Source organism: Amycolatopsis ponsaeliensis, assembly GCF_030182635.1.
Lineage (GTDB): Bacteria > Actinomycetota > Actinomycetes > Mycobacteriales > Pseudonocardiaceae > Amycolatopsis > Amycolatopsis ponsaeliensis.
Genome location: NZ_JAPZLD010000048.1, coordinates 65,654 through 85,707 on the forward strand (window position 1 = coordinate 65,654; position 20,054 = coordinate 85,707).

A 20,054-nucleotide genomic window follows, 5' to 3' on the forward strand; every position below is an offset into this window, starting at 1 on the left:
AGCGCATCTACTTCGACACGCTCTCGATGCTCAAGCAGCTGATCGGCGGGGTGGACAAGAAGAACCCGAAGAACTGGCCGCTGCTGCTCCGGGTGGCTCGGGGCTTCCTGGCGATGTCGGGGGAGCGGCCGGACCCGCGGCTGACGGAGACGACGGAACCGGTGTTGCGGGAGGTCTGACCACCACCAGGACGTTGACCGCGACGATCACGCCGATCGCCGCCCACGACAGCGCGTCGAGACTCTGACCGAGGACCACCCAGCCGACCAGCGCCGCCAGGACCGGGTTCACGCTCATCACCGTGCCGAACACCGATGCGGGGACCTGGCGCAGGGTCAGCAGGTCGGCCAGCATCGGCACGGCCGACGACAGGACGCCGGCGGTCACCGCGGCGAGGACGGCGCCGAGGCCCGGCCGGTGCGCGATCATCGCCCAGACGCCGACCGGCACGTACGCCAGCCCGGACGCGCCCGCGGCCGCCGCCGAGCCCGCGACGCCGGGGATGCGCGCCCCCACCGCGCGGTTGAGCAGGATGTAGGCCGCCCAGCACGCGGCGGCGAGCAGCGCCAGGCCGATGCCGAGGTAGTCGGTGCTCGGCCGCGGCCGGACGAGGACGACGACGGCCGCCGCCGCGACCAGTGCGCCCAGCAGGTCACCGCGCCGTCGTGACCCGGCGAGGGCGACGGCCAGCGGGCCGAGGAACTCGAGGGTGACGGCCAGGCCGAGGCCGATGCGGTCGACCGCGCTGTAGAGCGAGAGGTTCATCGTCCCGAAGACCAGTGCCAGGGCCAGGACGGGCCGCCACTGGGCGGCGGTGAACGCGCGCAGCCGGGGCCGGGCGGTCGCGAGCAGCACCGCGGCCGCGACCCATTGGCGGACGGCCACGACGCCGGCCGGCCCGAGCTGCGGGAAGGCCAGGGCCGCGACCGACGCCCCGACCTGGTTGGACAGTCCGCTGCCCAGCATCAGCGCGGCCCCACGCCGGCGTCCTTCGCTTGTCATGCCCCGACTATCAGGGCCCGCGACGCATACGCAAAATGCATCCGACACGCCACCTATACGCTGAACGCATGGATGCCGAATCCGCGCTGGAACTGCGTCACCTGCGGCACCTCGTCGCGGTCGTGGACACCGGGAGCTTCACCGACGCCGCGCACGAGCTCGGCGTCTCGCAGGCGACGGTGTCACGGACGCTGCTCGCGCTGGAGCGGGTCCTCGGCGTCCGGCTGCTGCACCGCACCAGCCGGACCGTCGAGCCGACCACGGCCGGCGTCACGGTCCTCGCCCGGGCGCGGGCCCTGCTGGCCGACGCGGAAACCCTGGTGCGCGAGGTCACGACCGGCCACACCCGGCTCCGGCTCGGGCACGCGTGGTCGGCGGTGGGCCGGCACACCGCGGAGTTCCAGCGGCGCTGGCAAGACCGCTACGCGGGCGTCGAGCTGCAGCTGGTGCGGACCAACACAGCGACCGGCGGCCTGGCCGAGGGGCGCTGCGACCTGGCCGTCGTCCGCACGGCCGTCGACACGCGCCGGTACTCCCACGTGCTCGTCGGCCACGAACGCCGGGTCGTCGCCCTCGCGTCCGACGACCCGTGGGCGCGGCGCCGCGTGATCGGGTTCGCCGAGCTCGGCGACCGCACGCTCGTCGTCGACCGGCGCACCGGCACCACGACCCTGGACCTGTGGCCCGAGGGCGCCCGGCCGTCGGTGGAGTACACCCACGACATCGACGACTGGCTGGCGGCGATCGCGACCGGGCGCTGCGTCGGCGTCACGCCCGAGGCGACCGCGGCGCAGTACCGGCGCGACGGCATCCGCTACCGGCCGCTGCGCGACGCGGACCGCGTCCCGGTCCGGCTGATCTGGCGGCACCACGACGCGCACCCGGCGACGCACCTGGCCGCCGCCCTGCTGACGGAGCTCTACCGCTCCTGAGAACGCGCTGGAGCGAGCAGGACGCCCAGCGCGACCAGCTCCGTCAGCGCCATCCCACGTTCGACGAGGCCGAGCGGGATGAGCGTCCACCAGCGGCCGCCGTCGGCCGCGGCCACCACCACGGCGCCGAGGATCACCGCGAACCAGCCCAGCGACGCGACCGCCAGCACGCGGGCCAGCCACCGGCGGCCGGGGGAGCCCGGGAACGCCGTGCGCGCGGCGACCAGCACCGCCAGCGGGAGCGCCACGAAGGCCACGACGCTGGCGATCCGGTGCAGCGTGCCGCCGAAGTCCGAGCGCGAGACCGTGGCCCAGTCCGGCTTCGGGAAGGCCACGATGACCAGCAAGCCGACCGTCCACAATGTCCCCAGGACGGCCGCGGGCACGGGCAGCCGCCGCTGGCCGTGCAGCACGGCGAGCCCGGCCGCCGAGCCCAGCGCCACCAGGATCACCGCGAGGTCGAACACCCATTTGTGGTCCGACAGCCCGTATTCGCTGATCGTGCGGCGGGTCGCGCTGATCTCGTCGGTCGGCGGGATGACCTGGAGCAGCAGCACCAGCGCGGCACCGAGCACGAGGGCGGCGATACCGCTCAGCGAGACCGCGAGCGACGTCCGTCGCGCAGGGACCGTGACCATGAACCGACAGTAGCCGACCGGTGGTTGAACTCCCGGTGAAATGTCCTTTTGGGCGAACCTTGGTGTGAAAACAGGGTTAAGGCTGTACGACTTACGGCGGTTACCGTAGCCGGTTTTCGTCCATTACGGTCACTCGCTACCGGTACGTCCGTGCTGTGCCGGTCTCGTCGAGGAGGTCCTTTGCCTGTGGGGAATTCACCAAGAAGACTGGTGCTGGCGGCTTCGGTCGTGGCGCTGGCGGCGGCGTTCGTCACGTTACCGGCCGGTACCGCCGGCGCGGCCCAGAACATCCTGCGTGCCGACAAGTCGGTACCACGCTCGTGCTTCGCGAAAGTCCTGCCCAAGGGCACCGCGGGCACCGATCGCCGCGAGCTGACGTCCACAGTGGACGGACTCGTCCAGGCTCGGTTGAAGGCGACTTCGGGCGCCGAAGGTGACTGGGACGTCGCCGTGTTCGACAAGGTGACAGGTGCGGTGGTCGCCGCCTCCACGGCGTTGCGCACCCACGAACTCGCCGAAAGCTTCGTGAAGAAGGGCCAGCAGCTCGTCGTCCAAGGCTGCCGCTACGGCGGCTCGGCCGGTCAGGTCCAGCTCGGCGTCGACTTCCTCGCGCTCACGCCGCAGGGCACGCCGACGACCGCGCAGAAGGCGGAGCTGGTCCGGGTCGAGACGCCGACGCGCGCCGACAAGAACAAGCTGAACACCCTCGGCCTCGACGTCACCGAGAAGGGTGACGCGACCGGGATCGAGGTCGTCCTCGCCGACGACGCCGACCGCCAGGTGCTCAAGAACAGCGGCTTCAAGTCGAAGGTGATCGAAGCCGACCTCTCGGCCAAGTCGGTCCAGGACGCGAAGACCGACCGCCAGTACGCCGCGAAGACCGCCGCTTCGGCGCTGCCGTCCGGGCGCACGAGCTACCGGCACCTCTACGACTACAACTACGAGCTGAAGGAACTGGCCCGCAAGAACCCGGGCCTCGTCTCGGCGTTCACCATGCCGGAGTCGACCTGGGAAGGCCGTGACGTCGTCGGCGTCGAGATCGCCACCGACGTCAAGAACATCACCGACGGCAAGCCGGTGAACTTCACCATGGGCGTGCACCACGCCCGGGAGTGGCCGGCCGCCGAGCACGTCATCGAGTGGGCGTACGAGCTGATCAACGGGTACGCGCACGACCCCGCGATCCGCAGCCTCGTCGGCAAGACCCGCAACATCGTCGTGCCGATCATCAACCCGGACGGCTTCGAGATCTCCCGCGAGGCCGAGCCGAAGGGTGACTTCACCCGGTTCGACTACGAGATGAAGCGCAAGAACTGCAACGTCAACGACTCGCCGCCGCAGTACGCCACCGGCGTCTGCAAGGCCAACCCGGGCGGCCGCGTCCGCGGCACCGACCCGAACCGCAACTACGGGGGCTTCTGGGGTGGCGCCGGCGCCGAGCTCGCCTGGAGCGGCGACACCTTCCGCGGGTCCGCGCCGTTCAGCGAGCCCGAGGTGCGCAACGTGCGCTCGATCGTGTCCTCGCGCCAGGTGACCAACCTGATGACGATGCACACGGTCGCCGCGCTGGTGCTGCGCCCGCCGGGCGTGGCCGACGTCCGGCCGCCGCTGGAGGAGCCGGCCTACAAGGCTCTCGGTGACAAGATGGCGTCGCGCAACGGCTACACCAGCCAGCCGAGCTGGGCGCTCTACGACACCACCGGCTCGACCGAGGACTGGTCGTACTGGGCCACCGGCGGCTGGGGCTTCACCATCGAGGTCGGCGGCAACGGGTTCCACGGTCCGTACGCCGACAGCGTCGTCGCGGAGTACGAAGGCCTCGCACCGTCGTCCGGGGCGGGCAAGGGCGGCAACCGGCAGGCGTTCCTGGACCAGCTGGGCAGCGCGGCCGACCCGCAGCAGCACTCGACGCTGATCGGTTCGGCGCCGAAGGGCTACCAGCTCAAGCTGCACAAGACGTTCCAGACGCCGACGTCGCCGGTGATCCAGCCTGACGGCTCCACCAAGCCGCCGATCTACATCACCGACGACCTGAACTCGAAGTTCACGACCACCGGTGGGCGGTTCGCGTGGTCGGTCAACCCGTCGACGCGGCCCTACGTGGCCGGCCGCTACGGGCGCGACCCGCAGGGCCCGGCGCAGCAGGGCATCCCGGTGACCAACCCGGCCGGGGTGCCGCCGATCAACCAGAACTACCCGGCCGACCCGGCGGGTGACTCGTTCACCTTCCACGTCAACGGCCTGCCCCAGGTCGACAACGGGAAGTTCAGCGTGAACATCAACTGGGCGAACACCGCGACCGACTGGGACCTGTTCATCTACGACGCGGCGGGCAACCTGGTCAGCTCGTCGGCGAACGGCGGCACGACGTCCGAGCACGCCGTGCTGTTCGACCCGCCGGCCGGCGACTACCGCGCCGTGGTGGTCAACTACGACCAGGCCGACCCGGCCACGGTCGACGACTGGAGCGGTGACGTGTCGTTCGCGTCGCCGATCCCGCCGACGTACGGGCCCAAGGAGGCCTACCAGCTGACGTGCACGTCGCCGAAGGGCCAGCTCGTGGGCGTGGCGGACGTGTACGCCGACCGCGGCCAGACGGTCGACGTCGGCGAGGTCTGCACCCGCTCCGCGCACGCGCAGAAGCAGCGCGCTTCGGGTGGAGTCCGGTAGGTTTCGTTTCGCTTCGTGGGGGCCTCTTCGCTTTCGGGCGGGGAGGCCCTCACGGCGTTACGGCGAGGGCGACGCCGAGGACCACGAGGATCGTGCCGACGACCCGGTTGAGGGTGGGTTCGGCGTGGGCGTACCAGCGCTGGGTGGCGGGCGCGGAGAACAGCAGGGCGACGCTCAGGTGCCAGGCGGCCGAGGTCAGGAGGATCAGCGCGACTGCGGTGGCTTTGACGGCGGTGGGTTCGGTCGGCGGGAGTGTCGCGGTGAGGACGCTGCCGAAGAAGGCGGCGGCTTTGGGGTTGGTCAGGTTGCTGAGGACGCCTTGGCGGAAGTGGTGCGGGCCTCGGTCCGGTGGTGCGGCTTTGCCGGCTCGGGCCGGTGCGGTCTCGCCGGCGCCGCGGTCGGCCGCCCCATCCGGCGCTTCCGGCGTGCGGGCTCGCAGCCACAGCCGCACCCCGAGCCAGGCCAGATAGCCGCCGCAGACCACGCGCAGGGCGGCGGCCAGCCACGGCAGCCGGGCGAGCACCCCACCCAGCCCGAAGACGGCAACGGCGGCCAGCACCCCACCCGCGGCGACGACTCCGAGCGCGACCGCCACCGCGGCCCGCCGGGTACCGGCCGCGGCGGTGTGCGCGATGAGCACGAAGTTCGGGCCGGGGGAGACGGCGGCGGGGAGGTAGGCCAGCAGCACGGTCCCCAGCGTGGCGGCAGGGTTCACCCGCCCACCCTCGCACGGCCGCCGTGCGGCTATCCGACCCTCCAGGTACGCGACCCGACTCTCCGGGCACGTGAGCCGACCCTCCAGGTACACGAGCCGACCCTTCCGGCACGCGAGCCGACTGTCGGCTCGCACCGGTGCCGCGGGAGTTCATCCGGCCAGGATCAGGCCGCCCGGCCGCCGCCGCCCACGACCTGGTCGCGCATCGTCCGCAGCGCCTGATGATCCACAGTGGACGGATCCGCGGCCAGCCACTCGCCGATCTCGTGCAGGAACTCCTCGGGCGTCATCGGCGCCGCGGGCAGATCACCCGGGTCGGCCGTGGTCAGCTCGCCGCTGCGGCTCGGGTACACGATCATCACGCCGCGCAACGCCACGCCGGGCAGCAGGTCGCGGTACGCCGCGAGGCTCTCGGCCAGCCGGCTGCCGCCGCCGCGGAACGGCCGGCCGTTGCGCAGCAGCCTGCCGTCCTCGGCCGTCTCGTAGTGACCGGGCAGCCACAGCTTCGACTCGATCAGCACCAGCCGCTTGCCGCACAGCACCGCGTGGTCGACGTCGGCGAACACCGAGCCCGGCCACGCGAGCCCGTGGAAGATGCGGGCACCGGGCAGCCGGGTCAGGTAGGCCTCGAGCAGGTCGGCGGTGAGGCGCTCGGCGAGTTCGTCGCGCTCGGTGCCGGGGGCGCCGAACACGGTGCGGCCGCCGAACTCCTCCGCGTACGCCTCGCGCGCCTTGTTCGCCCGCAGGTAGCCGCGGGCGAGGCGCTGGACGAGCAGCGCGGTTCCCGCCGTCAGCAGCAGCCAGACGATGAGCACCGGCGTGCTGAACCCCACCCCGGTGACCAGCGGAAGCAGCACCAGCACCATCCCGCCCACCGCGGCGACGACCGGCGTGTGCCCGGGCCCGCGGCGGCGGCCGTGGCGCATCCGAGTGTCCTGCCCGGCGAAGTGCCACCAGCCGAGGTCTTCGGCGTCCAGTTCGGGCAGGTCGGGGACGAACCCGGGCTCGTCCCCGAAGCGCCGCCGGGGCCGCGGCCGGACTGGGACGGCCACCACGGTCGCGCCGCCGGAGTCGTACCGCGCGCGGGCGACGGGGTCGCCCAGGACGTCGTAGGCCTCGCGGAGCAGCCGGAACGTGCCGACGGTGCCGCCGCCGTCCGGGTGCATGGTCTTCGCCAGCCGGCGGTAGGCCGTCTTGACGTCGGCCGCCGTGGCGTTCCGGCGGATGCCGAGCACCTCGTAGTAGTCGACGTCGGGCACGCGGGCGTTCACCTCCGGATGGCTGCGCGAAGACTTTATGGGACCCGGTTTCCGGGCCGGCCACCGCCTCGGCGGCGCGTCGGGGTGATGGTCCTCCGGCGCAGGTCAGTGCGGTGTCAGGAGTTTTACCGTTGACGGCGCCCGGTGCGCACGGCCGGTTCGCCGGCGCGGGTGGGTCGCGTGACGGGGTCCCGGCCGGGGTGTCCGGCGCGTTTGCCGTGGTCGGTGAGTGTCCATTGAGGACTTCGCGTCACCCGGAAGTGTTGTCGCGGCGCGAAATGCCGCGGTGCTGGTGACGTTTCGTAGCCGCATTTCACCCGAAGGGAGGGGAACAGATGTTCGAATCCACGGCTACGATGGAGGCATGTCCCCGGCACTCCCCAGACGTGACGGGCCCACCGCCACCCCACCTCGGCAGCGGGCCCGTCACCCCCGTCACCGCTCGCGCAGCAGGAAACGCTGCAGCTTCCCGCTCGCGTTGCGCGGCAGCGCGTCGACGAACCGCACCCGGCGCGGGTACTTGTACGGCGCCGCAACGGCTTTGGCGTGCTCCTGCAGGGCGTGCGCGAGGTCCGGGCCCGGAGTGGCGCCGGGCCGCGGCACGACGAAGGCGGTCACGACCGCGCCCCGGTCCGGATCGGGCGTGCCGACGACCGCGCACTCGTCGACGTCCGGGTGGCTCAGCAGCACTTCTTCGACCTCGGGAGCGGCGATGTTGTAACCGGAGGAGACGATCATGTCGTCGCTGCGCGCCACGAACCGGAAGTAGCCGTCGGGTTCGCGGACGTAGGTGTCGCCGGTGATGTTCCAGCCGTCACGGACGTAGTCGGCCTGCCGCGGGTCCTCGAGGTAGCGGCAGCCGGTGGGGCCCTGCACGGCGAGCAGCCCGGGCGTGCCGTCGGGCACGGGCGCGCCGTCGATGTCCAGGACGGCCGCGCGGAACCCGGGTACGACGGTGCCGGTGGTGCCGGGGCGGGCGGCGGCGTCGGCCGCGGAGATGAAGACGTGCAGCATCTCCGTGCTGCCGATGCCGTCGATGAGCGGGCGACCGACGAGGTCGCGGTACTGCTCGGCCACGGCGGCGGGCAGGGCTTCGCCGGCGGAGACGGCGCGGCGCACGTCCTTGAGCAGGGGTCCATCGCCGGAGCCGAGGATCGCGCGGTAGGCGGTCGGTGCCGTGAACAGCACGGTCACCGACTGCTCGGCGACGATCGAGGCCAGTTCGTGGGGTGTGGCGCGTTCCAGGAGCAGCGTGGACGCGCCGGCGTGCAGCGGGAAGACGAGGAGGCCGCCGAGGCCGAAGGTGAACGCGAGGGGAGGCGTGCCGCAGAAGAGGTCGTCCGCGGTGGGGCGGACGACGTGCCGGGAGAACGTGTCGGCGATGGCGAGCAGGTCGCGGTGGAAGTGCATCGTCGCCTTGGGTGTCCCGGTGGTGCCGGAGGTGAAGGCGAGCAGTGCGACGTCGTCGGCGGCGGTCGGCACGTCGTCGAAGGTCGCCGGGTGCCGCGCGCAGCGTCCGGCGAGGTCGGTGCCGTAGGCGACGACGGGCAGTCCGGGCGGCAGTTCGTCGAGCAGGCGCTCGTCGCAGAGGGCGACAGTCGGCCGTGCCCGGTCGACGATCTTGTCGAGCTCGTGGCGGCGCAGCATCGGCATCGTGGAGACGGCGACGGCACCGGCCTTGAGTACGCCCAGCCAGCAGGCCGCCAGCCACGGCGTGTTGGCGCCGCGCAGCAGCACGCGGTTCCCGGGGACGACCCCGAGCTCGGCGGTGAGGACGTGTGCGATCCGGTTGGCGCGCGCGAGCACCTCGCCGTAGGTCCACGTCTCGTCGAGCGAGCGCAAGCACGGCCGGTCGGCGCCGAAACGCTCGACGGCGCCGTCGAGCAGGGCGGTGGCGGCGTTGAGCCGGTCGGGGTAGTCGAGTTCGGGAAGGTCGAAGACGAGCCGCGGCCACTGGTCCCCGGGCGGCAGCCGGTCGCGGCAGAACGAGTCGGTGTGAGCGCTGGGAGTAAGCCTCATCGCAGCTCCTCGGTTCGACCTGGACCGTAGGAAACGTAGCACTCGTTGCGACCGTCGAGAAGACGCGATGCCGCACCGATGACGGCGGCGACGGGGAAGCGATATCTGTCCGTGGACCAGGGGCAGCGCAGAGTGATGGTTACCCGGCGGGCGGTGCGACCGTGGCGTCCGGCTGGTTGGCGCGGCGCAACGCGTCGGCGACGAACCCGTTCGCCTTCAGCTCCTCGACCAGCTCGCGCAGGAAGGCGACCGTCGCGGGCCGGCGGGCCGGCGTGGTGCCGACCGCCTGCTGGATCTGCATGAACCGCTCCGGGATCACCCGCGTTCCGGGGTGCTCGGCCACGTAGGAGGTCATCGGCTGCCGGATCCCGGCGGCCACCTTGAGCCCCTGTTCCTCGAAGGCGACGACGCCGTCGGAGCCGCGCACGACCGCCGCGTGCGCAAGGGTCCGGGTGAGGAACAGGTCATAGGCCGAACCCTGCTTGACGCCGATCCGGACGCCCGGCCGGTCGACGTCCGCGGGCGAGCCGAACGGCGAATCCTCGGGAACGACGTACACGCCTTCGATGACGACGTACGGCGCGGTGAAGGCCACCGAGGCCGCGCGAGCCGGCTCGATCGCGAGGAAGCAGAGGTCGGCCGTATCCGAGGTCAGCGCTTCGAACGACTTCCGGGCGGCATCGAAGCAGACGAACTCCACCGGCACATCCAGCCGCGCGGCCACCTCACGAGCGAGGTCGACGGTGACCCCACCAGGCGCGGCCGCGGTCCCGTGGGCAAGCACGGGATTCCCGAGGTTGATGGCGGCGCGAAGGACACCGGTGGGCGCGAGGTCAGCGGAAAGATCTCCCATGAGCGGCGAGGCTAACGCCGAGAGCCCGAGACGGCGGCCGAATGTCGCTCACGCCACGAGCGGGGCGGATGCCGCTCAAGCCGCCGGCGGTGAGGGTTCCTCGCGTCGCCGGCAGCGCGGATGTTCGCGCGACCGGCGGGGCGGTGCCGCGGAGGCTGCGGCGGGCTGGATGCCGTTCACGCCGCCGGTGTGGCGAGGGGCGCTCATGTCGCTGGTTGCGCAAATGTCCCCATCGCCTCCAGGTCGAACGCCGCTCCACTCGCGGGCGACCGCTCACACCACCGGCGCCCTCTCCGCCGTCGTCAGCTCGAAGACCGTCTCCTGGTGGTACACCTCTCCCGGCCGGAGCACCGTGCTCGGGAAGTCCGGCCGGTTCGGCGAGTCCGGGAAATGCTGAGCCTCCAGCGCGAACCCCGCACCAGGACTCGCCAGGTAATTCCCCGAATAGAACTGCAACCCCGGCTCGGTCGTCCACATCGTCAGCAGCCGGCCGGACGTCGACTCCCACACCCGGGCGGCGAACGGTGCCCCTTCGTCGAGGACCCAGTTGTGGTCGTAACCGCCACCGATCGCCAGCTGGGGGTCGGGGCCGGCCACACGAGCCCCGATCGTTGTCGGCCTGCGGAAGTCGAACGGTGTCCCCTCGACCGGCACCGGGCCGCCCGCCGGGATCAGGTCCTCGTCGGTCGGGCAGTACGAACCGCCCGCGATCGACAGCGAATGGTCGTACACCGCGCCGCCGCCCGCCAGGTTCCAGTACGTGTGGTTGGTCAGGTTGACGACCGTCGGCGCGTCCGTGGTCGCTCGATACGTGATGTGCAGCCGCGAGTCGAGGCGGTACGTCACCTCCACTGCGAGCCGGCCGGGGTAGCCCTGGTCGCCGTCCGGGCTTACCAGCGTGAGCCGGATGCCGTCGCGGACCGGGGTTGCCGTCCACACCCGCGTGTCGAACCCCTCCGGGCCGCCGTGCAGGCTGTTCTTCCCGTCGTTCACCGGCACGCGGTGCAGGACGCCGTCGAGGGTGAACGCGCCGCCGGCGATCCGGTTGGCGAACCGGCCGATCACCGCGCCGAGGAAGACCCGCGGGGCGCCAGGCCGGTTGTTCGCTACGTAACCGTCGAGGTCGGGGTAACCCAGGACGACGTCGGCGAGCCGCCCGGAAAGGTCCGGGGCTTCCAGCGACTGGAGGACGCCGCCGTAGTCGAGCACCCGGACGGTGAGCCCACCGGGCCGGGACAGCGTGTACCGGTGGACGTCGGTGCCGCCGGCGCGCCCGAACAGCTCCCGGGTGAGTTCGGTGAGCGTCATCGGCGAGCCTCCCTGTTAGCGCTAACAGAATGCGGGAGACGGCGCCACGCGGTCAAGGGTCAGTGCTCGCCCGGCGGCGGCGTGCCCAGCAGCTGATGGGCCCGCAGCGCCATCTGGATCTCCAGCCGCTGCGCCGGATCCGCCAGCCGGTCGCCGAAGAGGTCGCTCAGCTGGCTCACGCGGTAGCGGACCGTCTGCGGGTGCACACCCAGCGCCTGCGCGATGTCCGGCGTGTTCCCGTTGTGCTCCAGCCAGCTCAGCAACGTCTCCGCCAGCCGGACCTGCTGCTTCACCGTCAGGCCCGCGAACGGCGCCAGGGTCTTCGCCGACAGCTGGTCGAGCAGGAACCGGTCCAGCAGCAGCCAGTGCGTCGCCAGGTGGTCGGCCGTGTGCGTCACCGCGTGGTCGCCGACCAGGCCGCGGCGGACCAGGCCGAGCGTGCGGCGAGCCCACAACGCCGACGTCGCCGCGTCGGCCGGCCGGACCCGCGGGCCGACGGCCGCGCGCCAGCCCGGCAGCCGGCCTTCGAGCCCCCGCAGGTCGCGGTCCGGGTTCGGGGTCAGCAGGCAGGGCTCGGTGCCCTCGAGGTCGAGCAGGACGTCGTCGGCGACCTGCGGGGCCGGCGTCAGGTGCTGTTCGCTGCGCGGGTCGAGCGCGACGACCGTGACCCACTCCGGCATGGTCCACTTCGCGGCCTCGGCCATCGTCGCGATCGTCGCCGGGGACGACGGCGGGCTGGCCAGGAGGAGCTCGAGCAGCCGGCGGCGACGGCGTTCGAGCGTGCCGGTCGCCATCGCCTGCGCCAGCGTGTACCCCTCGACCGAGTACGACGAAATCTCTTCCACGTAAGCGAAAATCGCCTCCGCGCCGACGCACAGCACGGCCGACGGGAAACGGTGGGCCTGGCCCAGCTCGGCGAAGTACCGCCAAGCCGCGCGCCCGCCCGCGCGGTAGGCGGCCTGCAGCGAGTTCAGGCTGCCGCCGTCGTGGTGAACGCGCTTTCCGACCTCCCGGAACAGCTTCGGCCAGTCGTCCTCTGTGGACGGTAAAGCGTCGATGCTGTCGATGCAGCTGAGCACGGCCCGCTCGATCGCCAGCACGATCATCTTCCCGAACTCGCCTTCGAGGGGCTTGGCGTACTCGGGCACGGCCCGCTGGATCTCTTCGAGGATCCGCCGGGACAGGGGATCGGCGTGCGGCCGGAACCGCCGCGCCAGCTCGGTCGGCAGCGAGCACCACAGCTGGTGTGCCCGGCCGGTGCCACGGGGGTGCGGGACGCTGATCGTCCGGGTCATGGCCACCCCTTTCCGCATCGTCGCGAAGGTCATGGACGCACACGAAAACGAGATTGGCAACCGCCCGGACCGGGTTCTGTCATGCGGGGACCAACGGACGCGCGCGGTTTTGTCACCCGTCCGACAAGCGGCGGAACACTCACGGCCGCAAGGGTTTCCGGAACGCGATTTGTGCGCTCGGCCCGTATCTTCGCGGCCCATTCCGTAGTTAGCGTGATCGGCATGACGGGCGTCGTTTCGTGGTGCTTCCGCTACTCCGGCGTGGTCGTCGCGGTGTGGCTGACGGCGCTGGCCGGGCTCGTCGCCGCCGTGCTGCACATCGGCGCGGACTTCCGCGACACGGTCGACCTGCCGGCCGCGGACAGCACCGCCGCGGCCCGGCTGCTGCAGTCCACCGGCACCGAAGAACGCGTCGTCGTCCGCGTGCCGGACGGCCCGGTCGACACCGGCACCGGCCGTGCCCGGCTCGACGCGTTCGCCGCCCGGCTGGCGGCGCTCCCGCACGTCGTGGCCGTCGGACCGCCGCCCGGCCAGGTGTCGGACGACCACCGGACGGCGGTCCTGCCCGTCCGGTTCGACGCGCCGGCCGCCGACCTCGGCCAGGACACGGCGGACGCCTTCGCGGCCGTCGTCCGGGACGCCGGAGACCTCACCGCCGGGGCGTCGGGGGAGCTCGCCGCGATGACGGCCGCCGCGCCGGACCTGGGCAACGCCGGGATCGGCCTGCTCGCCGCGGCCCTCGTACTGCTGGTGACGTTCCGCTCGCCGGCGTGCGTGCTGCTCCCGGTCCTCACCGCGTCGGTGTCGGTCGGCTGCGCGCTGGCCGTCGTGACGCTGTTGTCGCACGTCATGACCGTCCCGAAGATCAGCACCGAGATCGCCGCTCTGCTGGGTCTCGGCGTCGGTGTCGACTACGCGCTGTTCGTGCTCACGCGCTACCGGCAGGGCCGCCGCGAAGGCGCGGACCCCGCGGCGGCGCTGGCCGTCGCGGCGGCGACGTCGGGCCGCAGCGTGGTCTTCGCCGGGCTCACCGTGTGCGTCTCGCTGGCCGGAATGCTGACCGTCGGCCTGCCGTTCCTCGACGGGATCACCGTCGCCGCCGCGGTTTCCGTGCTGCTCACCGCGGCCGCCGCGCTGACCCTCCTGCCCGCGCTGCTGCGGCCGGTGGCCACGCGGATGCGGATCCCGGCGGAGGGGCGCGGCCGCCGCTGGGCCCGCCTAGCGCGGGCGGTGACCGGGCGGCCGGGCCCGTGCACGCTCGCCGCATTGCTGGTCGTGGCCGTGCTCGCGCTGCCGATGACCGGGCTGCGGCTCGGCGTGCCGGACGCCGCCCTCGACCCGCCCGGCAGCATCACGCGGACCGCTGCCGAGCTCTCGCAAGACGGCTTCGGCCCGGGCGCCGGCGCTCCGCTGCTGGTGGTGGGCTCGGGCGACCCGTCGCTGGGCACGCTCCGGGAAGCGCTGCTCGCCCGTGCCGACGTCGGCCCGCCGACCACGCTCACCGGCGGCCGCTGGGTGCTGACGGTCGTCCCGCGCACCGCACCCGACGACCCGGCGACCGGCGAGCTGCTGGCGTGGACGCGGATGATGGCCACGACCGTCAGCGGCCCGAACACGCACGTCGGCGGGCTGGTCGCGGCCCGGGCCGACTTCTCCGCGGCCATCACCGCGCGGCTCCCGCTGTTCCTCTTCAGCGTGGTCGGCATCTCGGTGCTGCTGCTCGCCTGGGTGTTCCGCAGTGTGCTGATCCCGCTGACGGCGGCGGTGATGAACCTGCTGACCGCGGCCGCGACGACGGGCGCCGTCGTGTTCGCCTTCGGCGGCCCGATCGAGCCGTACCTGCCGGTGTTCCTGTTCGCCGGCCTGTTCGGCCTGTCGATGGACTACGAGGTCTTCCTCATCGCGCGCATCCAGGAGGCGTGGCGCCGCCGCCGCGAGACGCGGACCGCGATCGTCGACGGCGTCGCGGCGACCGGCCGGACCATCACCGCGGCCGCGCTGATCATGGCGCTGGTGTTCGTGGCGTTCGCCTTCGTGGACGCCCGTGTCGTGCGGGAAGCCGGGGTGGGGCTGACCGTCGCCGTGCTCCTCGACGCGGTCGTCGTCCGGTGCGTGCTCGTCCCGGCCGTGATGGCGTGGCTCGGCGAAGCCAACTGGTGGTTCCCGCGGCGCGCTCCGGCCGTCCGCGAGCTGGTGGGGAGCGCGCGATGACCAGGCGGACGCTGGTGCTGATCGCGCTCGGCGCGTTCGTGACGACCCTGGACAACACCATCGTCGCGGCCGGCGCTCCCTCCATCGCCCGCGACCTCGGGCTGGACCTCGGGACGCTGCAGTGGGTCGCTCTCGGCTACATGCTCCCGTTCGCCGGCCTGCTGCTGGTGGCGGGCACCCTGATCGACCGCTGGGGCCGCCGCCCGACGCTGCTGGCCGGGCTGCTCGCGTTCGGGATCGGCGCGGCCGCCGGCGGGCTGGCCGGCTCGGTGGGCCTGCTCGTCGCCGCCCGGGTGCTGCAGGGCGCGGCAGCGGCGTTCCTCGTGCCCGGCCTGCTGAGCCTGCTGCGGTCGAACCTCGACGCGCGGGGCCGGACGCTCGGCGCCGCCGTGTGGACCGCGTGCCTGGCCGCCGCGCTCGCGCTGGGCCCGGCACTCGGCGGGCTGCTGAGCGAATATCTGGGCTGGGCCTGGATCTTCTTCGTCAACCTCCCGTTCGTGGCGGCGATGCTCGTCCTGCTGCCGGGAACCGTGCCGGCGGGTCGCGAGCCGCCCGGTCCGCGGCCGGCCGTCGGGGCGATGGTCGTCGTGACGGCGAGCCTGGTCCTGCTCACCGCGGCGCTCGTCTCGTGGGGCGACGACCCGCGTACCGGGGCTGCGCTGCTGATCTCCGGTGCCTTGCTCGGCGCGGGGTTCGTCTTCCGGGAGCGCCGGGCGCGGGAGCGGCTGGTGCCGGTCGACCTGACCGGCAACCGGGTGTTCGCCGGTTCGCTCGCCGTACAGGTGCTGTGGGGCCTCGGGATCTCGGGCATCGTCTTCTTCACGCCCTTGCTGCACCAGGAGTTCCTCGGTCTCGACCCGGTCCGGGCGGGGTTGCCGCTCGCGCTGGTCGCGGTCGCGGTGGTGGCCGCGACGCCGCCGGTCCCGTGGGCGGTGGCCCGGTTCGGTCCCCATCGGACGGTCGCGGCCGGGCTCGCCGTCGTGGCCTGCGGACTGCTCGCGCTCGCCGCCGTGAACCACCTCCCGGCCGTTCTTCCGCGGCTGCCCGGGCTGGTGCTCATCGGGGCGGGCTCGGCGTTCACGACACCGTTGACGTCGCACGCGCTGGACGTCGTCGCCGAACGGCGGTCCGGCACGGCGTCCGGGCTGCTCACGGCGTCCCGAGAGCTGTCGAGCGCGTTGGGCGTCGCGCTGATCGGCGCCGTTCTGACGGCGGTGCGGGCGACGCGGCTCGACGCGGGCGCGACGCGGGGGTCGGCGCTGGCCACCGGATATACCGCCGGTCTCCTCGTCGCGGCCGGGCTGACGTTCGCCGGTGCGCTGCTGGCCGGGCGCGTGCTGCGGAGCCGGTCCGCCGCGACCTCGTCGCCAAGTGACAAACGCGCGGTGCCGTAATGCGCGTGCCGGTGAGCATCGGAATTCGCCTGATTGACAACCGCCCGGGAGCAGCTATTCACTGCGCCGGTAAACGCTATCTGCGAGGAGCCATGGAAACCATTTCCCAGCCGGTTCCCGTCACCGGGGAAACCACCGACGACCGCGCCTCGCTGGCGACCCTGCTGGCCCGGTGGGCGCGGGTGCTCGGCGACGAGGTCGCCGTGACCCACCTGGACCACCGCGCCGCGGCGGACGGCCGGGCCGTCACGCTCACCTGGCGACAGCTCGACGAGCGGGTCGGCGCGGTTGCCGCACGGTTGAGCGGAATCACTGCACCGGGGGAGCGGGCGGCGGTGCTCGCCGGGCAGTCCGTGGACTACGTCGTCGCGTTCCTCGGCGCGATCCGGGCCGGGCTGGTCGCCGTGCCGCTGTTCGCGCCCGGCCTGCCCGGGCACGCGGGCCGGCTGGCCGCGACGTTCGCCGACTGCGCCCCGCGGGTCGTGCTCACCACGACCGGGGAAATCGAGGCGGTCCACCCGTTTCTCGCCGATTCGGGGGTGCGGCCGGCGGTGGTCGCCGTCGATTCCCTGGCACCGGCCGAACCGCGGGAATGGCCGGCACCGGATCCCGATGCCACGGCGTACCTGCAGTACACGTCGGGCTCCACCCGCTCGCCCGCCGGGGTCGTGCTGACCCACCGCAACGTGCTGGCGAACGCCCGCCAGGCGTGCACCGCCTACGGCGCCGAAAGCCGGACCACCTCGACGGTCAGCTGGCTTCCGCTCTTCCACGACATGGGGCTGGTCCTCGGCATCGCCGCGCCGATGGTCGCCGGCATGGCGTCGGTGCTGATGGACCCGCTGGCGTTCCTCGAACGGCCGTCGCGATGGCTGCGCGCGCTCTCGGCCAGTCCCGGCGCGATCAGCGCAGCGCCCAACTTCGCCTACGCCTACTGCGCTTCTCGCGTGTCCGAAGCCGAAAAGAGTTACCTGGAGCTGAGCCGGGTCGTCTCGCTGGCCAACGGCAGCGAACCGGTTCTGCCGGCGACGATCGCGAAGTTCGAAGACGCGTTCGCCGAGTGCGGGCTGCGGCCGGAGGTCCACCGGTCGGCCTACGGCCTGGCCGAGGCCACCGTGTTCGTCTCCGTGTCCGACGCCGGAAAACCCGCCCGGCAGGTCACGTTCGACCGGGACCGGCTGGCCGCCGGGTTCGCGGTGCCGGCCACGTCCGGTTCGACCCTCGTCTCGTGCGGCCACCCGACCGGGCAGCGGGTGCGCATCGCCGACCCCGTCAGCGGCGAAGCTCTCGAGCCCGGCGCGGTCGGCGAGATCCGGGTGAGCGGCCCGAACGTCGGCCGCGGCTACTGGGGCCGGGAGTCGTCCGAGACTTTCGGCCTGCCGCCGCTCGACCCGGACACCGGCGAAGGCTGGCTGGCGACCGGGGACCTCGGTGTGCTCTTCGAGGGCGAGCTGTACGTCACCGGCCGGCTGAAGGACCTGGTCGTCGTCGACGGCCGCAACCACTACCCGCAGGACATCGAGCAGACGGTCGAGCAGCACGCGGGCGTCCGGCCGCACTCGGCCGCGGTCTTCGCGATCGGCACCGATGACGGGGAAGCCGCGGTCGTGGCGCTGGAACGCGCCAAGGACTCCGACCTCGGCGCCGCCGAGGTGACGGCCGCGGTGCGAGCGGCCGTGTCGGCCGGGCACGGCCTGCGCCTGCACGACGTCGTCGTCCTGGCGCCCGGGGAGGTGCCCCGGACGTCCAGCGGCAAGATCAGCCGGGCGCACTCCCGGGCGTCCTACTCGGACGGTTCCCTCGACGGGCGGCGGCTCGGATGACCACGACGGACGCGGTGCGCGCGTGGCTCCTCGCCCGGCTCGGCCCGGTGGACCCCGACCGGCCGTTGCAGGAGACGGGACTGTCCTCACGGGACGCGACGGTCCTCGCGGCCGATCTCGGTCGGTTCGTCGGCCGTCCCCTGGACGTGACCCTCGTCTGGCAGTACCCGACGATCACCGCGCTGGCCGCTCATCTGTCCACAGGGGACTCTTCCGTGGCCTCGGCGCCGGAGCTGCACGTGGAGGAACCGATCGCGGTCGTCGGCCTCGGGTGCCGGCTGCCGGGCGGGATCGACTCGCCGGAGGCGTTCTGGCGCTTCCTCGACGCCGGCGGCGACGGCATCGGCGACGTCCCCGAGGGTCGTTGGGAGACGTTCGCGCCCGAGTCCGATCTCGCGGGGTTGCCGATGCGGGGCGGGTTCCTCGACGACGTCGCCGGGTTCGACGCGGAGTTCTTCGGCATCACCCCGCGCGAGGCCGAAGCGATGGACCCGCAGCAGCGGATCCTCCTGGAGGTGGCCTGGGCGGCGCTGGAGCACGCCGGGATCCCGCCGTCCGGCCTGCGCGGCAGCCGCACCGGCGTGTTCGTCGGGCTGTCGGCCACCGAGTACGGCTCGCTGACGATGACCGACGTCGCGGGCGTCGACGTCTGGTCGGGCACGGGGGCGGCGGCGAGCATCGCGGCCAACCGGCTGTCGTACCTGCTCGACCTGCGCGGGCCGAGTCTCACGCTCGACACGGCGTGTTCGTCGTCGCTGGTCGCGGTGCACCAGGCGATGCAGAGCCTGCGCCGCGGCGAGAGCGAGCTGGCGCTGGCCGCCGGGGTGAACGTGCTGCTGTCGCCCGGCATCACCGCGGGCTTCCACCGCGCCGGGGTGCTGGCCGCGGACGGGCACTGCAAGCCGTTCGACGCAGGTGCCGACGGCATCGCACGCGGCGAGGGGTGCGGGGTGGTCGTGCTGAAGCCGTTGCGGGCGGCCCGTCGCGCGGGCGACCGGGTATTGGCGGTGCTGCGCGGCAGCGCGGTGAACTCCGACGGCCGGTCCAACGGCATGACGGCACCCAACCCGTTGGCCCAGGCCGACTTGCTGCGCTCGGCGTATGCGTCTTCGGGAGTCGATCCGTCCAGTGTGGACTACGTCGAGGCGCACGGGACGGGCACGCCGTTGGGGGATCCGCTGGAGGCCGGGGCACTGACGGCGGTACTGGGACGTGCCGCTGACCGTCCGCTGCTGCTGGGATCGGTGAAGAGCAACCTGGGCCACCTCGAAGGGGCGGCGGGCATCGCTGGGCTGCTGAAGGTGGTGCTGGCGATGACGCACCGGCGGCTCCCGCCGAGCCTGCACTTCCGCGAGCCGAACCCGCACATCGACTTCACGGGGCTGCGAGTGGTGAGCGCGGGCACGGAGTGGCCGCGTTACTCGGGGACTGCGCGAGCCGGGGTATCGGCATTCGGCTTCGGCGGGACCAACGCGCACGTGGTGCTCGAGGAGTGGCCGGCGGCGTCGTTCCCGGTGCGGGTGGCCGAGGTTGCGGGACCGGAAGTGTTCGCGCTTTCGGCCCGGTCGGAAGAGGTCCTGCGGGCGCGGGCGGGTGAGCTGGCGGAGTGGGTCGAGAGGTCGGAGGTGCCGTTGGGCGCGGTGGCCTCGACGCTGGCTCACGGACGCGAGCACTTGCCGGTGCGTGGTGCGGTGGTGGGGGAGAGCCGCGCTGAGGTGGTGGAGGGGTTGCGCGAGCTAGCCGCGGGCCGCGGGATCGAGGGAGACGCTCGAGACGGTGACGCTCGTGGCTTGGTCGCGGGCGAGGTGGGCGGGCCGACCGCCGGCCGTGGCATCGCAGGCGCGGAGGAGGCCGGCAGCAACGGCCAGGTTTCGGCGGGCGGTCTGCCGCGGCTTGTCGTGAGTGAGAAACAGCGTTCTAACCCTGTTTCCCACT

Annotated in this window: 14 protein-coding genes; 6 read left to right on the top strand and 8 right to left on the bottom strand. The window is 72.8% G+C overall.

The genetic code is table 11. From position 1 onward, the window contains the following. Positions 1 to 30 precede the first annotated feature (30 nt). A complete protein-coding gene (locus QQ657_RS45670) occupies positions 31 to 1,002 on the bottom strand; it encodes an EamA family transporter (protein WP_284748655.1) in 972 nt (323 codons plus the stop codon). 68 nt (positions 1,003 to 1,070) lie between these two features. On the opposite strand from QQ657_RS45670, the gene QQ657_RS45675 reads away from it, so the two are divergent. Continuing rightward, the gene (locus QQ657_RS45675; RefSeq protein ID WP_284748656.1) at positions 1,071 to 1,934 is read left to right on the top strand and encodes a LysR family transcriptional regulator; all 864 of its coding nucleotides are present in this window, start codon (positions 1,071 to 1,073) and stop codon (positions 1,932 to 1,934) included. Here QQ657_RS45675 and QQ657_RS45680 read toward each other — a convergent pair. Continuing rightward, a complete protein-coding gene (locus QQ657_RS45680) occupies positions 1,922 to 2,572 on the bottom strand; it encodes a DUF998 domain-containing protein (protein ID WP_284748657.1) in 651 nt (216 codons plus the stop codon). The genes QQ657_RS45675 and QQ657_RS45680 overlap by 13 nt on opposite strands. A gap of 210 nt (positions 2,573 to 2,782) precedes the next feature. Between QQ657_RS45680 and QQ657_RS45685 the strand changes: the two genes are divergently transcribed. Further along, positions 2,783 to 5,242 carry a M14 family zinc carboxypeptidase gene (locus QQ657_RS45685; protein WP_284748658.1) on the top strand — a complete coding sequence of 820 codons (2,460 nt, stop codon included), beginning with the start codon at positions 2,783 to 2,785 and terminating at the stop codon, positions 5,240 to 5,242. Between the two features lie 49 nt (positions 5,243 to 5,291). Here QQ657_RS45685 and QQ657_RS45690 read toward each other — a convergent pair whose 3' ends face one another. The 6 genes from QQ657_RS45690 to QQ657_RS45715 all read right to left on the bottom strand — a co-directional run bounded on the left by QQ657_RS45690 (position 5,292) and on the right by QQ657_RS45715 (position 12,691). Next, the gene (locus tag QQ657_RS45690) at positions 5,292 to 5,957 is read right to left on the bottom strand and encodes a LysE family transporter (RefSeq protein ID WP_284748659.1); all 666 of its coding nucleotides are present in this window, start codon (positions 5,955 to 5,957) and stop codon (positions 5,292 to 5,294) included. Positions 5,958 to 6,121: 164 nt separating this feature from the next. Beyond that, entirely contained in the window at positions 6,122 to 7,216 is a 1,095-nt protein-coding gene (locus QQ657_RS45695) for a J domain-containing protein (RefSeq protein WP_284748660.1), read from the bottom strand. Positions 7,217 to 7,651: 435 nt separating this feature from the next. Further along, positions 7,652 to 9,235, bottom strand: a complete 1,584-nt coding sequence (locus QQ657_RS45700; RefSeq protein ID WP_284748661.1) for an AMP-binding protein — start codon at positions 9,233 to 9,235, stop codon at positions 7,652 to 7,654. Between the two features lie 139 nt (positions 9,236 to 9,374). Beyond that, positions 9,375 to 10,088 (bottom strand): transporter substrate-binding domain-containing protein, encoded by a 714-nt coding sequence (locus QQ657_RS45705; protein WP_284748662.1) that lies wholly within the window; start codon positions 10,086 to 10,088, stop codon positions 9,375 to 9,377. Positions 10,089 to 10,361: 273 nt separating this feature from the next. Next, positions 10,362 to 11,396 (bottom strand): aldose epimerase family protein, encoded by a 1,035-nt coding sequence (locus tag QQ657_RS45710; RefSeq protein ID WP_284748663.1) that lies wholly within the window; start codon positions 11,394 to 11,396, stop codon positions 10,362 to 10,364. Positions 11,397 to 11,455: 59 nt separating this feature from the next. Beyond that, positions 11,456 to 12,691, bottom strand: a complete 1,236-nt coding sequence (locus tag QQ657_RS45715; protein ID WP_284748664.1) for a PucR-like N-terminal domain-containing protein — start codon at positions 12,689 to 12,691, stop codon at positions 11,456 to 11,458. Between the two features lie 222 nt (positions 12,692 to 12,913). On the opposite strand from QQ657_RS45715, the gene QQ657_RS45720 reads away from it, so the two are divergent. From QQ657_RS45720 to QQ657_RS45735, 4 genes are all read left to right on the top strand, one after another. After that, positions 12,914 to 14,902 (top strand): MMPL family transporter, encoded by a 1,989-nt coding sequence (locus tag QQ657_RS45720; protein WP_284748665.1) that lies wholly within the window; start codon positions 12,914 to 12,916, stop codon positions 14,900 to 14,902. After that, positions 14,899 to 16,296 (top strand): MFS transporter, encoded by a 1,398-nt coding sequence (locus tag QQ657_RS45725; RefSeq protein ID WP_284748666.1) that lies wholly within the window; start codon positions 14,899 to 14,901, stop codon positions 16,294 to 16,296. The genes QQ657_RS45720 and QQ657_RS45725 overlap by 4 nt, the downstream gene beginning before the upstream one ends. A 92-nt stretch (positions 16,297 to 16,388) precedes the next feature. Beyond that, entirely contained in the window at positions 16,389 to 18,119 is a 1,731-nt protein-coding gene (locus QQ657_RS45730) for a fatty acyl-AMP ligase (protein WP_284748667.1), read from the top strand. Then, on the top strand, positions 18,116 to 20,054 hold a 1,939-nt coding region (locus QQ657_RS45735; protein WP_284748668.1), incomplete at its 3' end, for a type I polyketide synthase. The genes QQ657_RS45730 and QQ657_RS45735, both read left to right, overlap by 4 nt.

What these genes read in the sequence shown, in the direction of transcription:
- QQ657_RS45680 (WP_284748657.1), bottom strand. Translation starts at nt 2,572, where the DNA reads ATGGTCACGGTCCCTGCGCGACGGACGTCGCTCGCGGTCTCGCTGAGC.
- QQ657_RS45670 (WP_284748655.1), bottom strand. Translation starts at nt 1,002, where the DNA reads ATGACAAGCGAAGGACGCCGGCGTGGGGCCGCGCTGATGCTGGGCAGC.
- QQ657_RS45725 (WP_284748666.1), top strand. Translation starts at nt 14,899, where the DNA reads ATGACCAGGCGGACGCTGGTGCTGATCGCGCTCGGCGCGTTCGTGACG.
- QQ657_RS45720 (WP_284748665.1), top strand. Translation starts at nt 12,914, where the DNA reads ATGACGGGCGTCGTTTCGTGGTGCTTCCGCTACTCCGGCGTGGTCGTC.
- QQ657_RS45710 (WP_284748663.1), bottom strand. Translation starts at nt 11,396, where the DNA reads ATGACGCTCACCGAACTCACCCGGGAGCTGTTCGGGCGCGCCGGCGGC.
- QQ657_RS45705 (WP_284748662.1), bottom strand. Translation starts at nt 10,088, where the DNA reads ATGGGAGATCTTTCCGCTGACCTCGCGCCCACCGGTGTCCTTCGCGCC.
- QQ657_RS45715 (WP_284748664.1), bottom strand. Translation starts at nt 12,691, where the DNA reads ATGACCCGGACGATCAGCGTCCCGCACCCCCGTGGCACCGGCCGGGCA.
- QQ657_RS45730 (WP_284748667.1), top strand. Translation starts at nt 16,389, where the DNA reads ATGGAAACCATTTCCCAGCCGGTTCCCGTCACCGGGGAAACCACCGAC.
- QQ657_RS45675 (WP_284748656.1), top strand. Translation starts at nt 1,071, where the DNA reads ATGGATGCCGAATCCGCGCTGGAACTGCGTCACCTGCGGCACCTCGTC.
- QQ657_RS45700 (WP_284748661.1), bottom strand. Translation starts at nt 9,235, where the DNA reads ATGAGGCTTACTCCCAGCGCTCACACCGACTCGTTCTGCCGCGACCGG.